Here is a 336-nt window from a genome sequence, read left to right as displayed (position 1 = left end):
GCCGAACTGGAGGAACTGACGCGCACCCGTTGCTGGCTGGAGGAGCGGGCGCTGCGCGAATCCATCGCCCACCGCACCCCAGAATGGGAAGAACAGCTGGTGCTAGCGCTGCATCGCCTGGGGCGCGCCTCGCGTCTCACTCCGCAGGATGGCGCATCGGTCAATGCCGAGTGGGAGAAGCTGCACCGCACTTTCCACCGTGTGCTGATTTCGGCGTGCCGGTCGCACTGGCTGGTGGGTTTCTGCGACCAGCTTTCCGACCACGCCTACCGGTACCGGCAGATGGCGAATGACGGCAGCGGCGTTCAGCGCGACGACTTCAGCGAGCACAGGTTG

The 336-nt window shown here is 65.8% G+C and carries 1 protein-coding gene; it reads left to right on the top strand.

Features of this window, described 5'->3' with window-relative positions:
• On the top strand, positions 1-336 hold a 336-nt coding region (locus tag EN869_RS33865; RefSeq protein WP_135916140.1), incomplete at both ends, for an FCD domain-containing protein.

The organism is Mesorhizobium sp. M2D.F.Ca.ET.226.01.1.1 (assembly GCF_004022705.2).
Lineage (GTDB): Bacteria > Pseudomonadota > Alphaproteobacteria > Rhizobiales > Rhizobiaceae > Mesorhizobium.
This window is presented reverse-complemented; position numbering and strand designations above follow the sequence as displayed.